We start from the raw sequence: 12,818 nt of genomic DNA, 5'->3' as shown, positions 1-12,818 counted from the left end.
GACCGTTCCTCGCTTCGCATGCTCATGGGCTTCGCCTGAGAATCAGCAGCAGATTCCAGGTGGCGATCTCGCGGAGCCCCGGCACCCGGGTGATCGTGCTCGCGAAGAACGGCCAGTAACGCGATCGGGCCGTGACGACCTGGACGTCGTCGCGGCCGCGGACGTGCCGCAGGGTGGGGCCGATGTGGACGGCGAAGAGGTTCTCGCCGAGGGTGTGCTTCGCCTCGTGGCCCGTACGCCGTTTGTAGCGCGCGCGGGCCCGGTCGGCCCCGAGGTAGTGCCAGGGGGCGGTCTCGTGACCGCCCCAGGGGGAGAGCCAGTTGGTGAAGGACAGGTAGATCAGTCCGCCGGGGCGGGTGACCCGGGCCATCTCGCTGATGAACGTCTGCGGGTCCGCGACGTGTTCGAGCACGTTGGACGAGAAGCAGACGTCCGCCGCGCCGTCGGCGAGCGGCAGCAGGTAGCCGTCGGCGAGCACCGCGTCCTCGGGGGGACGGCCGCGGGAGTTGAGCTCCCGCAGGTCGGGCTCGAAGAGGTAGCTCTGCGCGCCGCGGCGGCGGAACTCCTCGGTGAAGTGGCCGCTGCCGCCGCCGATGTCGACGACGATCTTGCCGGGCAGGTCGACGTGGCGGGCGACCTGCGCGACGGAGTCCCGGGCGAGCAGTCTGTAACAGCGTTCAGGATCGGTGGGTTCGCGCATGAACGCCCTGAAGAGGGCGGCCGAACGCCGCAGCGACGGGTCCTTGAACCCGGGTCCGGTGGTCTCAGACATGACCGCCCTTGCCGCGGCCGCGGCCGCTCCTGCCGCCGGCGTACTCGGCGGCGCGGGCCGCCGCCTCGGCGGCGACCGCCTGGAACTGGCGGACCGTCGCGCCCCAGCGGAAGCGCTGGGCGCGCTCGGCGGCCGCCCGCCCCATCGCCGCGCGCCGCGCGCCGCTGAGGGCGAGGGCGCACCAGGCTGCGGCGAACGAGCTCTCGCCCTTGGCGAGTACGCCGGTCTCCCCGTCCACGACGGAGTCGCAGAGGCCGGGGATGTCGAAGCCGATCGCGGGGGTGGCCCGCGCGGCGGCCTCGGTGACGACGAGCCCCCAGCCCTCGACGAGCGAGGGGTGCAGCAGGAGCCACGCCTCGCACATCAGGCGGTGCTTATCGGCATCCGACACCCGGCCTGCGAAGGTGACGCCAGGTCCGGCCATCGCTTCGAGGCGCTGGCGCTCGGGCCCGTCGCCGACGATGACCAGCCGGCCGCCGGTCACCGGGCGGACCCGCTCCCACAGGCGCAGGAGCAGGTCGATGCGCTTGTACTCGACCAGCCGGCCCACGGCGAGGAACAGCGGCTCCTCGGCCTCGGGCAGCAGGGGTCCGGGCTCCTCGACGCCGTTGTTGACGATGCGGATCCGGTCGGCGGAGACGCCGATGGCGCGCAGTTCGGCGGCGGTGGACTCGGAGACGGCCACCATGAGGTTGTCGCGGTGGGTGCCGGCCAGCGCCCAGTGCTCCAGCCGACGGCCGAGCCGGGCCGCCGGGCCGGGGTAGCGCATCTGCCACAGGTCGGTGTGGACGTGGTTGACGAAGCAGAGGGTGGGTCCGCGGTGCCACAGCGGTGCCAGGTACGGCATTCCGTTGCAGACCTCGACCAGCAGGTCGCAGTCGCCGACTTCGCGGGCGAAGGTCGACTTGGCGCGCAGGAAGTGACCTGCGTCGCCCCCCGCGGAGACCACCCGGTAGTCGCGGTCGGCGGCGGGGCCGCCGCACACGAGGGTGACCTCGTGGCCGTCGGCGGTGAGGCCGTCGGCGATCCGGTCGATGAGCAGTTCCGAGCCCCCCGCGGCCTGGTTTCCCAGGTCGCGGCGGGCGAGGAAGGTGATCCGGTGCGGCAGGGGCGCCGCGGGCTGTACGGGCTGCGGTCCGGCCGGGTGGAGGCCGGTGCGGGGCTGGGCGGGGACGGGCAGGGAGTCCTTCTGGCCGGGGGCCAGGGCGGACGCGCGCTGGGGCATATGAGGTGCTCCAACTCGGCGGCTGCGGGAGGCAGGAGGGGCAGGGACGGCCGGGCTTCCGGGGATGAAGCGCTGGGCTGGCTGGGTGTGCGGGTGGTGCGCGGGCCGGGTGGGGCCCGGGGGCTTCGTTGCAGGTAGCGGGACGGTTTCGCCAGGTAACACTGGGCTTACCGAGGGGTAACGTCAGTGTTCGGTTCGCGATTAGTTCCGGCTACTCACGCTGGTGACAATTTCCCGGTCTTCGCCAGGGGGGTTTTCATCATTCAGGTGAGTGTCCTGCTTACGGCCGCGGACGAGCAGCACGATGCCGGCGAGGATCAGCAGGCCTCCGGCGAGCCCGCCCGCCACGGGCGCGGTCTGGCCCAGCAGCTTCAGCAGACCGCTGCCGTCCTTGGCGAGTTCGACCTGCTCGGAGCGGGTCTTCTCGGTGAACTCGAGCTTCGGGCTGGACAGCAGGGTGACCGCGACGTCCTGCGAACCCGGGGCGCGCAGGGTCTTCGTCGGGGCCAGTACGGCGTTGATGATGCGGCCCGTGGCCGGGTCGACGGTCAGCTCGATGCGGTCGTTCGCATACCACTCCTCCGCCGCGACCTGACCGGGCTGCGAGCTGCCCACGAGCACACCGGGCACCAGGCGGCTGCCCGTACGGGTGTCGTCGACGGAGCCGACGAAGACGTAGCCCTCGTGGCCCTTGATGCGGGTGACCTTCTCGAACTCCAGCGGGACCGTGGCGCCCAGGCTGCTGTCCCACCAGGAGTACGTGCGCCGCTCCACGTCGAACGGGAACTTCAGGTAGGCCTCGCCCTCGAAGCGCGGCTTCTCGTCGCAGCAGTGGACGGGCAGGTTGGTCTTGCGGTCGGTCACCCAGCGCTCGGTGACCCACTGGAGCGACTTGCGGGGATCGTTCAGCGGCAGGGTCTTCGGGGTGTCGATCTGGGTGGATACGTCCCAGACGGCGTTGCCGCTGCGCTCGCTGGCGGCGACGTCGCCGACCACGCGGCGGGTGATGGTGAGCTTCTGGCCCTCGACGGTGGACACGGAGCCCGTGTCGAAGTAGCTCCCCTGGCCCTCGAAGACCGTGGTGGAGAGGGTGTCGGTGGGGGTGCGCTTGGCGCGCGGCTCCACGTACCAGACGAGCAGCTGGGTGAGCACCAGCAGAAAGACACCGGTGCCCAGGAGGACCAGGGACAAGGGCGATATGGGACGACGCATGCGGGTACTCCGATACGGACGCGAGAGTGCGGGAGTTCGGGGCGGTGCGGGAACGGCCGCGCGTACGGATTCAACCCGTCCGGGGCGATAAGCGACTTACCCGGTGGTAACACTGCCGTGAACGGCGAAGCTAGGTGGAGCTTGACCACCTGTCAATGCGCCTCGCATACTGACCGGGCCGGACCGGGCCGGCGCGCTGGGTGACTGACCTCATCGACTGAGAGGCCGATCATCCCCATGTCCAGACTGCTCGCCGCCTTGCTGACCTGCGTAGCCGCCGCCGCTCTGGCGACGGGAGCCGCGTTCGGAATCGTCGCCGCGCTCGACGCCACGCCCGATCACCAGAACGTGCCGCTCGTCACATTCCCCGACCCGCCCGCCGCGGGGCCCTCCGGCTCCTGAGGCCCCGGGCCGCACTAAGTTGGGCCCTGGGCGGGCCGCCGGCCGCAGCCCGGGGACAGACCGCAGATCCAGGAGCAGCACAGTGGAAGCCTCGTCGGCGTGGCGCGATGTCCCACAGGCACGGATCCGCCGGTTCGCCGACCGCGCCCAGGAGGAGATCCCCCAGCTGGCACAGGACATCCTCGCCGCGATCCGGCGGGAGTACCCGGGCCTGGTGTTCATCCTCGACGAGTCCGGGGAGCCCAAGGCGCTGGTGGCGATCCGCCACGCGCTCCAGCTCTTCGTGGACCAGATGACCACCGGCTCGGACCGCCCCAGCACCCTCCCCGAGGTGTTCCGCGACTTCGGGCGCGGCGAGGTCGCCCACGGCCGCAGCCTCGACTCCCTCCAGGGCATCTACCGCCTCGGCGTCCGGCTCTCCTGGCGGCGCATGGCCGAGATCGGCCAGGAGGCGGAGATCCCGTCCGCCGCCATGTACGAACTGGCCGAATCGGCCTTCGAGTACCTCGACGTCATGGCCGCCCAGTCCGTCCGCGGCTACGCCGAGGCCATCGCCCGCCAGGCCGGCGAGCGGCTGCGCCTCCAGCGGCTGCTCGTCGACCTCCTGCTCACCGAGCACCGCTCCGACCCCTCCGCCGTCCTCGCCGACCGCGCGGCCGACGTGGGCTGGCCGGTGCCCGCGAAGGTGGCGGTGGCCGTCCTGCTGCGCCCCACGGCGGAGGCCGTGGCCCCCGCCGTGGGCGAAGAGGTGCTCTTCGACACCGAGGGCGAGCGGCCGCGGCTGGTCCTGCCCGACCCCGACTCCCCCGGCCGCGCCGACCTGCTCCAGCGGGCCGTCACCGGCTGGTCCGGCGCCATCGGCCCCGCCGTCCCCGTCGCGGAGGCCGCCGCCTCCCTGCGCTGGGCGGAGGCCGCCGTCCGCCTGATCGAGCAGGGCGTCCTGCCCCGCGGCCGGCTCCTGCACTGCGCCGAGCACACCGAGGCCCTGGTCCTGCTGCCCGCGGACGACCTCATCGACGACCTGGCCCGGCTGCGGCTGGCCCGCCTCGACGAGGCCGGCGGCCCGGCCCACGCCCAGCGCCTCGCCGAAACCCTGCTGGCCTGGCTGGAGACCCGCGGCGGCGCCCCCGAGGTCGCCGCCCGCCTCGGGGTCCACCCCCAGACCGTCCGCTACCGCCTGCGCCAGCTGCGCGAACTGTGGGGCGACGACCTCGACGACCCGGACCGCCGCTTCGAACTCGAACTGGTGCTGCGGACGCGGCGCTTGCGCGGAGAGCTCGCACCGCCGCCTGAGTAGCGGCCGGGGCGGATCCGTCGGGGCGGTTCGGGCAGTTCAAGTGCTTCGGATGGTCCGGGCGGGCAGCGGGCAGCGGCCGGGACACGCCCCGCGCGGGCGCACCGACCTGCGCCCTCCCGCAACGCCCCGAACCGATACTGGGCGCAGCCGCCGGCCCCCGGGGCGGCGGGGCGTGCCCGGTACCGGTCCGGGGCGCGGAGCGGAGGAGCGCGCGATGCCCGGAAGCCGGATCGGCGCCCGCGCCTTCGCCGTCGCGGCCCTCGGCGGGGCCCTGGTCGGACTGGTCGGCGGCGCGTTCCGCTGGTGCCTCGTACGGGCCGACGCCCTGCGCGCCGACTACGTGGAGGCGAGCGGGCGGCTCGGGGCCGCGGGCCTCCTGCTGCCCGTGGCCCTCACCGCCGCGGGCGCCGCCCTCGCCTGCCTCATCGCCCGGCGCGTCCCGTACGCGGCGGGCAGCGGCATCCAGCACGTCGAGGCGGTGTGGCGGCGGCAGTCCGACGCGCTCGCGCTGTGGCTGCTGCCGGCCAAGTTCGCCGGCGGGGTCGTCGCCATCGGCTCCGGGCTCGTCCTCGGCCGGGAGGGGCCGGTGGTCCACATGGGCGCGTCCATCGGCGCCCTCGCGGGGCACCACACCCGCCAGGACCCCGAGGACGCCCGGATGCTGCACGCCGCGCTCGGCGGCGCGGGGCTCGCCGCCGCGTTCACGGCGCCGCTGGGCGGACTGCTGTTCGTGTGCGAGGAGGTCACCCGCAGCGTCCGGCCCCGCCTGGTCCTGCTCACCCTCGTCGGTACCGCCTCGGCCGCGCTCTCCTGCCGGCTCCTGGTCGGCGGCTCCCCCGTCCTGCCGATGCCGGGCCTGGCGCCGCCGCCGGCGTGGAGCATGGCCCTGTTCCTGCTGCTCGGAGCGGCCGCCGGGGTGCTCGGTCCGGCGTACGGCGCCCTGGTCGTGCGGACCCTGGACACCGTTGAGGGCCTCACCCGGATCCCCCCGGTCGCCCGCGCCGCGGCCATCGGGGCGGTGGTGGGCGCACTGATGAGCGTGGAACCGCTGCTCGCCGGCGGCGGCGACGAACTGAGCGAACGCCTCCTCACCGGCCAGATCCCCGCCGCCGCGGTGCTGGCCCTCTACCTCGCCGTACGCTTCCTCGCCGGCCCCCTCAGCTACGCGGCCGGCACCCCCGGCGGCCTCTTCGCGCCCCTGCTGGCCCTGGGCGCCCTGCTCGGCACCCTCGCGCACTCCCTGGCCGGCCCCGCGCTCCCCGCGGACGCACCCGGTCCGGCCGCCTTCGCCGCGGTGGGCATGGCCGCCCTGTTCACCGGCGTGGTCCGGGCCCCCCTGACGGCCGTGGTCCTGGTCGTGGAGATGACGGGCTCGGCCCCGCTCCTCCTCCCCCTCCTCCTGTCCTGCTTCGCGGCCGACCTCACCGCCTCCCGCCTGGGCAGCACCCCCTTGTACGACACCCTGCGCCACCGGATGCTGCAGCGACCGTGAGGGCGCGCACCGGCATGCCCCTGTGAGCACGTGGGGATCACTGGCCGAAACCGCATCTCTCGGGCAAGTGCGGCATTGACCCCATGGCTTCGCCGCGGTTGCATTCGGTGGTCCTCCGGCGGGGAACCGGGGGAGGAACCGTGTTCTTGCGCGTTCATACGCGTTCTGGCGTGCTTCCGACTGGGGGGAAAGATGACGGGATATTCCGGCCTGGATTCGTCGAGACGCGTGCGGGGGGCGCTGGGCGCGGTGGTCGCGGCCTGCGCGGTCGCGGCGGTACTGCCCGGCGCCGCATCGGCATCGGCATCGGCACCTGCTGCACCGCAGACGTCCACCTGGGTCGAGCGGGTGAGCGTCGCAGCGGACGGGAGCCAGGCCAACGGCTCCTCCGTCGACGCCTCGATCACCCCGAGCGGCCGGCACGTCGTGTTCTCGTCCTCGGCGTCGAACCTGACCGGCGGCTCCGCGGCCGGCTCCACAGCGGTCTTCGTCCGCGACCGGCAGGCCGGACAGAACCTGCGGCAGGGGGACTACACCCCGATCGGGCCCCCGTCGGTCAGCGGCGACGGGGCCTACGCGGGCTACGCCCTCCAGTGGATGAGGAACGTACGCATCCGCTTCTACCAGGTGGCCACGGGCCGCACGGTGTCCGCCGACTGCTCCGCGTACAGCTGCACCCAGCCCGTCTTCAACGCGGACGGCCGCTACGTCGCCCTCTCCGTGCTCCGGTACTCCTCCTCGTACCAGACCGTCGAGGTCCACGACCAGGACACCTGGACCAAACAGACCGTGGCCAACCTCCCGCACACCAGCCCGGCCCGGCCCTCGATCAGCGGCGACGGCCGCTACGTCGCGTACCAGGACGCCCTGACGAAGGACGTGTTCGTCCGGGACATGACCGCGGGGACCGTCACCGGGCCGGTCGAGGGGGCGGGCGTGGCGGCCTCGCTCGTGCAGCTCAGCGACGACGGCAGCAAGGTCGTGTACCAGGCGGGTACCGACACGTACGTCCACGACCTGACCGCGGGCACCTCCCAGCTCGTGCCGGGGGTGAAGGGCGTGGCCATCGACCCCACCGGCCGCCACCTGCTGCACTCCCCGCACCCCGGCGCCGCCGGACCGTCGCTCACCCTGCGCGACCTGGTGACGGGTACGGACTCGGTGGTCTCGGACCAGCCCGCGACGGCCGGTACGGACTCGGTCACCGCGGGCGGGGGCGAGGTGGTCTTCCAGTCCGCGGCCTCCGACCTCGTGACCGGCGACACCAACGGCGCCTCGGACGTCTTCGTACGGCACTTCGACTGACGCCTGCGGGGCGTCGGTATGCCTGCTGACGTTCCGTCCGCTGCCTCTTGTCTCCTGCCCGTTGCCCGCGGTCCGCTGTCCGTTGTCCACAGGGCGGCGGGCTGCGGAGCGGGCTGTCGGCGCCCTGGGGCATGATCGGTGGCATGACCCTCGCTGCTGCCGAAGACCTGTACGACCTCGCCCGGCGCCACCTGCCGCCCGAGGACGCCGTCCGCTGGACCGGCCTGCTCACCCCGGGCATACGCCTGGCGCACGCGGGCGAGGGGATGGCGGTGGTGGGGCGGCTCGGCGGGCTGCCGGAGCTGCCGCCCGGGGTGCCGTGGCCGGTGTGGGAGGGGTACGGCCCGCTGTCCCACATCGCGTCCCTGGACTGCGCGGCCGTCGCCGCGGCCGGCGGCTGCGGACTCGCCCTGCCCGACTCCGGCACGCTGGTGTTCTTCCTCCACGACGACCGCGCGGACGACGGGGACGGCGAGCCCTTCGTCCACGCCTCGGACCCGGCCACGCACCCCGGCTCCCGGGTCCTCCACGTCCCGGCGGGTGCGCAGGCCCGGCCCCGCCCGGCCCCGGAGGGCCTGCCCCCTTACCCGGAGGTGGAGTTGACGGCGGAGCCCGGCATGACCGCGCCCGGGTACGACTCCCCGGGCATCCGGGCCGCGTTCGGCGCGGCCACCGACTCCGCCGAGTGGCGCGGGCACCCGGTCAACGGGCGGCAGTTCACGGCCGGTCTGCACGCCCTGGGCTCCGACGCGGGCGATGTCCGCCACCGGCTCGGCGGGCACCCCGTCCCCGTACAGGGCTCCGTGGAGCGGGAGATAGCCCAGGGCGCCCTGGGTCCGGGTACGGCGTGGAACGATCCGCGCCTGGATGCGGAGGCGGTGCACTGGGTGCTGCTCGCGCAGATCGACTCCGACGAGGCGGCGGACATGATGTGGGGAGACTCGGGCACGCTGTACTGGCTGATACGCCCCGAGGACCTGGCGGCGGGCCGCTTCGAGAAGGCGCTCTTCACCCTCCAGTGCTGCTGAGCCCCACGGGGCCCGGTCGGGGTACAGGTCAGGGTCAGAAGGCGTACCGCACGCGCAGCCAGGGGGCGCGCTCCTCGATCAGGCGCAGGAGTTCGTCCACGGCGGCCGCCTTGGCCCCGGTGCGGTAGCGCACGTTCCAGCCGCCGTTCTCGGACTTCTTCGGCTGCTGGAGGCCGGGGCGCCAGAGGAGCTCCTCGGCGCGCGGGTGCCAGCCGAGGTTGACCTCGTGCAGCTCGCGGTTGTGGGTCAGCATGATGACCTCGGCCGCGGCCTGGTCCTTGACGCGCCGGGGCAGTACGTCGTCCATGGCCTCCAGCAGCGCGCCCCAGTCCCGCTGCCAGCCCTCGCGGACCACCACCGGCGAGAGGTTGAAGTGGACCTCGTACCCGGCGTCGAGGAAGTCCGCCGCGGCGGCCAGCCGCTCCGGGACGGGGGTGGTGCGGACGTCGAGGATCCGGGAGTCCTCCGGGGGCATCAGGGAGAAGCGGATCCGCGTGCGCCCCTGCGGATCCAGCCGCAGCAGGTCGGGGTTGACGTACTTGGTGGCGAAGGAGGCCTTGGCGGTGGGCCACCGGCGGAAGGCCCGTACCAGGTCGGCGGTGTTGTCGCTGATCAGGTCGTCGACGGCGCAGTCGCCGTTCTCCCCGATGTCGTAGACCCAGGCGTCCGGGTCGCACTGGTTGGGCTCCCTCTTGGGGCCCGCCGCCGCGATGTGCCGGGCAAGGGCGCCGAGGACCCGCTCGACGTTGGTGAAGACGGTGATCGGATTGGCGAAGCCCTTGCGGCGCGGGACGTAGCAGTAGGCGCAGGCCATGGCGCAGCCGTTGGAGAGGCCGGGGGCGATCCAGTCGGCGGACCGGCCGTTGGGCCGCACGGTGAAGGACTTGCGCTCGCCGAGCACGAGCGTCTCGCGCTTGATCCGCACCCAGCGCTCGACGTTGCCCTCGTTGCCGTGCAGGTGCGGGATGCGCCAGTGGGAGTCCACGGCCAGGACCCGGGCCTCCGGGAAGCGGGCGATGATCTGGCGGCCGCGCAGGGATTCGGCGGCGGCCGGTTCGGCGTGGATCTCCGCGACCCGCAGCATCCGGCGGGCCTGCGGTCCGTCCCGGAAGGCGGGGCCGCCGCCTTCCTCCGCCGGGCCCGCGGCTGCGGCCGCGAGTTCGTCCAGGCCGAAGAGCGCGTCGGCCGGGTCCTGCGGTGCGCCGGGGCCGCCGGGACGGCGCCGGGGCGGATCCCTGTCCATGCCCACCAGTGTACGGAGGCCGCCCGGCCGCCCCGGCGGATCAACTTTCGTATCGGCGGCGCTCCTCCTCAAGTCGTATGCGGGCAAGGGGGAATCGTCTTGCGGGCGCTGTCCGGCGGCAGCCGCGTCTCCGCATCATGTCCGGTATGGACACGGCACAGGAGCTCGGCGCGCTCGCGCGCAAGACCGCGGACCGTCTCGCCGGGCAGCAGCACGTCGGGGTGGCGGTCGCCGCCCTCGCGGAGGGGGAGGCGGGGTTCGCGGGGGCGGGCTCCGCCGCCGGTGACGGCAGCGGGGCGCCGGACGCGCACACGCTCTTCGAGATCGGTTCGGTGACGAAGACGTTCACCGCGCTGGCGCTGGCGCGGATGGCGGTCGCCGGGACGGTGGAGCTCGACGAGCCGCTGGCCCGCCTGCTCCCCGAGGGGGCGTCCGTACCCTCCCGGGGCGGGCAGGAGATCACCCTGCGGCACCTGGCCACCCACACCTCCGGCCTCCCGCGGCTGCCCAAGGGGATGCTCCTGCGGGCCCTGCTGCACCCCCGCACCCCCGATCCGTACGCCGGCTGCACCGCGGACGTGCTGCTCGCCGGGCTGGCCCGCACCCGGCTGCGCACCGCGCCCGGCCGCAGGGTCCACTACTCGAACCTCGGCGCCGGACTCCTCGGGCTGGCCCTCGCCCGCCGCGCCGGCACCCCGTACGAGGACCTGGTCGGCACGCTCGTGTGCGAACCGCTCGGGATGCCGGACACCGTGGTGGCCGCGGGCAGCCGGGCCGGGCGGCTCGCCCGGGGCCACGACAAGCAGCGCCGGCCCGCCGCGCCCTGGCAGCTCGCCGACCTGGCCGGGGCGGGCGGCCTCCGGTCCACGGCCAGCGACCTGGCCGGGTACGTACGGGCGCAGCTGGCCGCTGCGGGTCCGGGTGCTGATGCCCGTACCTCTACCGGTACCGGTAGAGGTGCCGCCGGTGACGAGCTTGCGCAGGCGATCCGGCTGACCCGCGAGGTCGAGCACCGCACCAACGGGTTCGCGTGGATGCACCTCGGGTGGGCGGCCCAGCGGCTGCACCCCCGCCAGGGCGCCCGCCTGCAGATCTGGCACAACGGCGGCACGGGCGGCTTCTCGTCCTTCGTCGGCTTCGACCCCGAGACCGGCACGGGGGCCGTCGTCCTGAGCAACACCCAGCGCCCCGTGGACGCCCCCGCCTTCGAGCTGCTGCGCACGCTCCAGGACCGCTGACCCCGGCCCGCGGAGCGCAGGAGGGCCCGCCGGCACGAGGCCGGCGGGCCCTCCTCCGCGGCTGCGGGGTGGTGCGCGCTGCGGTTACGGAAGCGGGTGGAACACGGCCGCTTCGTTGGCGTTGGCCTGGCTGAACAGGGTGAAGCTGTTGCCGTTGGCCTGGGCGGTGTTGTTCTGGTTGGACGCGCCGGATCCGGTGGCCGCCTGCTGGGCGGTGGAGGAGCTGCCGGCGTTGTCGCCGAGGACCCCGCTGCCGAGCACGCCGGCGACGGCGGCGTTCGAGGCGTTGGCCGCGGCGGAGCCCGCGTCGTCGGCGTGCGCCGCACCGGCGCCGCAGACGGACAGGGCGAGGGCGAAGACGGCGGGTGCGGCGATGTACAGGGCGCGCGTCACGGCCCCGGAGTTACGGGTGCTGGCCATGGTGTCGTTCTCCGTTGGTGTCGGGGGGCGTCGGTCGGCGGTGCGGGGAGGGATCAGGGGGCGGGGTCGACGACCACGGAGTGGTGGGTGTTGGTCTGGCCGGCGCCGGTGAAGCCGCTGCCGCTGGCCTGGGCGGTGTTGTTCTGGTTGGACGCGCCCCAGCCGGTGGCGACCTGCTGGACGGTGGAGGAGTTGCCCAGGTTGGCGCCCCCGACTCCGCTGCCGATGATTCCGGCGATCGCCGCGTTCGAGGCCTGGGCCGCCTCGGCCCGGTTGTCGGCGTGGGCGACGCCCGAGCAGACGGCCAGGACGAAGGGGACGGCGGCGACAGCGGCAAGGACACGACGGGAACGGGAAATGGTCACGTCTCGATCTCCAAAGTGAGGAGCAGATGGGGGAAGCGGCGCCGCGTCTTCACCCTTCCGCAAGATGATCACCGACTTCAAATTGACGCTGGAATATTCCCCTGTACGCATGAGCGGGGCCCGCGGCCTTGACACTTCCGATCATCGTCCTGCGGCGGCGCAAGCCAGGGGGACCGGGCGGCTCCCCGGGACGGATTCGAAAAAGTGCGGAACGCGCGGCAACCTCCCGCCGGGTCGCGCGTCGTGGCGGGTGAAGGGCGGAGTTCCGCGCCCTCGAACCGACCCTGGAGAACCTCTTGAAGAAGCTCAGGCACCTCTGCGGCGCGGCCGCCGCCGGCGCGGTCGCCGCCGGTGCGCTCGCCCTCCTCGCCGCCGCCCCGGCCCAGGCCGACACCTCCGTACCGGCCCCCGCAGCCCCCGCGGCCGCTCCGGCGGCCCCCGCCGCTGCCGCCCCGGCCGTCGAGTCCGCGCCGGGAGCCCCCGCCTCCGCCTCGCCCGTACCGGCGCCCGCCTCCAGCGCGACTCCGGGCGCCGAGCCCACCGGGCCCTCGGAGCCCGCCCCCTCGGCGGAGCCCTCCGAGGCCCCGTCGGCGGAGCCTTCCGAGGCCCCGTCCGCAGCCCCGTCCGCAGCTCCTGCCGAGGAGGCGCCCGGCGCCCCGGCCCCGGCAGCCCCCGCCGACGCCTCCGCCCCCGAGCTCGCGCATACTGGCTCGACCGCGACGAACGCCGCCCTCGGGGCCGCAGCCGCCGGACTCGTCGCGGCCGGCGCCGGAACCCTGTACGCCGTACGGCGCCGCGCGCACAGCTGACGCACCACCC

At 74.2% G+C, this 12,818-nt stretch carries 13 protein-coding genes; 7 read left to right on the top strand and 6 right to left on the bottom strand.

The features are described from left to right. Nucleotides 1-22: 22 nt before the first annotated feature. The 3 genes from ACZ7JZ_RS30475 to pgfA all read right to left on the bottom strand — a co-directional run bounded on the left by ACZ7JZ_RS30475 (nucleotide 23) and on the right by pgfA (nucleotide 3,209). On the bottom strand, nucleotides 23-772 hold the full coding sequence (locus ACZ7JZ_RS30475; protein ID WP_470944997.1) for a class I SAM-dependent methyltransferase: 750 nt from the start codon (nucleotides 770-772) through the stop codon (nucleotides 23-25). Further along, entirely contained in the window at nucleotides 765-1,997 is a 1,233-nt protein-coding gene (locus tag ACZ7JZ_RS30470) for a glycosyltransferase family 4 protein (protein ID WP_470944994.1), read from the bottom strand. The genes ACZ7JZ_RS30475 and ACZ7JZ_RS30470 overlap by 8 nt, the downstream gene beginning before the upstream one ends. Nucleotides 1,998-2,198: 201 nt before the next feature. Next, on the bottom strand, nucleotides 2,199-3,209 hold the full coding sequence (pgfA, locus tag ACZ7JZ_RS30465) for a cell envelope lipid trafficking protein PgfA (RefSeq protein WP_470944992.1): 1,011 nt from the start codon (nucleotides 3,207-3,209) through the stop codon (nucleotides 2,199-2,201). A gap of 237 nt (nucleotides 3,210-3,446) precedes the next feature. On the opposite strand from pgfA, the gene ACZ7JZ_RS30460 reads away from it, so the two are divergent. From ACZ7JZ_RS30460 to ACZ7JZ_RS30440, 5 genes are all read left to right on the top strand, one after another. Further along, nucleotides 3,447-3,611, top strand: a complete 165-nt coding sequence (locus ACZ7JZ_RS30460) for a hypothetical protein (RefSeq protein ID WP_470944990.1) — start codon at nucleotides 3,447-3,449, stop codon at nucleotides 3,609-3,611. A gap of 82 nt (nucleotides 3,612-3,693) precedes the next feature. Then, nucleotides 3,694-4,908 carry a PucR-like N-terminal domain-containing protein gene (locus ACZ7JZ_RS30455; protein WP_470944989.1) on the top strand — a complete coding sequence of 405 codons (1,215 nt, stop codon included), beginning with the start codon at nucleotides 3,694-3,696 and terminating at the stop codon, nucleotides 4,906-4,908. Between the two features lie 214 nt (nucleotides 4,909-5,122). Next, nucleotides 5,123-6,400 (top strand): chloride channel protein, encoded by a 1,278-nt coding sequence (locus tag ACZ7JZ_RS30450; protein WP_470944986.1) that lies wholly within the window; start codon nucleotides 5,123-5,125, stop codon nucleotides 6,398-6,400. A gap of 348 nt (nucleotides 6,401-6,748) precedes the next feature. After that, entirely contained in the window at nucleotides 6,749-7,705 is a 957-nt protein-coding gene (locus tag ACZ7JZ_RS30445) for a TolB-like translocation protein (RefSeq protein ID WP_470944984.1), read from the top strand. A 143-nt stretch (nucleotides 7,706-7,848) separates the two neighbouring features. After that, the gene (locus ACZ7JZ_RS30440) at nucleotides 7,849-8,733 is read left to right on the top strand and encodes a YwqG family protein (protein WP_470944982.1); all 885 of its coding nucleotides are present in this window, start codon (nucleotides 7,849-7,851) and stop codon (nucleotides 8,731-8,733) included. 34 nt (nucleotides 8,734-8,767) lie between these two features. Here the strand turns inward: ACZ7JZ_RS30440 and ACZ7JZ_RS30435 are convergent, their stop codons facing one another. Further along, nucleotides 8,768-9,976: a spore photoproduct lyase family protein gene (locus tag ACZ7JZ_RS30435; RefSeq protein WP_470944979.1), complete on the bottom strand. Its 1,209-nt coding sequence runs from the start codon at nucleotides 9,974-9,976 to the stop codon at nucleotides 8,768-8,770. 146 nt (nucleotides 9,977-10,122) lie between these two features. Between ACZ7JZ_RS30435 and ACZ7JZ_RS30430 the strand changes: the two genes are divergently transcribed. Next, nucleotides 10,123-11,214: a serine hydrolase domain-containing protein gene (locus ACZ7JZ_RS30430; RefSeq protein WP_470944976.1), complete on the top strand. Its 1,092-nt coding sequence runs from the start codon at nucleotides 10,123-10,125 to the stop codon at nucleotides 11,212-11,214. Between the two features lie 84 nt (nucleotides 11,215-11,298). Here ACZ7JZ_RS30430 and ACZ7JZ_RS30425 read toward each other — a convergent pair whose 3' ends face one another. Together ACZ7JZ_RS30425 and ACZ7JZ_RS30420 are read right to left on the bottom strand one after the other, a co-directional pair. Beyond that, nucleotides 11,299-11,634 (bottom strand): hypothetical protein, encoded by a 336-nt coding sequence (locus ACZ7JZ_RS30425; protein ID WP_470944973.1) that lies wholly within the window; start codon nucleotides 11,632-11,634, stop codon nucleotides 11,299-11,301. Nucleotides 11,635-11,687: 53 nt separating this feature from the next. After that, nucleotides 11,688-11,999 carry a hypothetical protein gene (locus ACZ7JZ_RS30420; RefSeq protein WP_470944972.1) on the bottom strand — a complete coding sequence of 104 codons (312 nt, stop codon included), beginning with the start codon at nucleotides 11,997-11,999 and terminating at the stop codon, nucleotides 11,688-11,690. Between the two features lie 296 nt (nucleotides 12,000-12,295). On the opposite strand from ACZ7JZ_RS30420, the gene ACZ7JZ_RS30415 reads away from it, so the two are divergent. After that, nucleotides 12,296-12,808 (top strand): LPXTG cell wall anchor domain-containing protein, encoded by a 513-nt coding sequence (locus ACZ7JZ_RS30415; protein ID WP_470944970.1) that lies wholly within the window; start codon nucleotides 12,296-12,298, stop codon nucleotides 12,806-12,808. The last annotated feature ends 10 nt before the right edge of the window (nucleotides 12,809-12,818 follow it).

The organism is Streptomyces sp. NPDC038213, assembly GCF_055600495.1.
The sequence above is the reverse complement of the archived record's forward strand: the minus strand, read 5'-3'. Positions and strand labels throughout refer to the sequence as shown.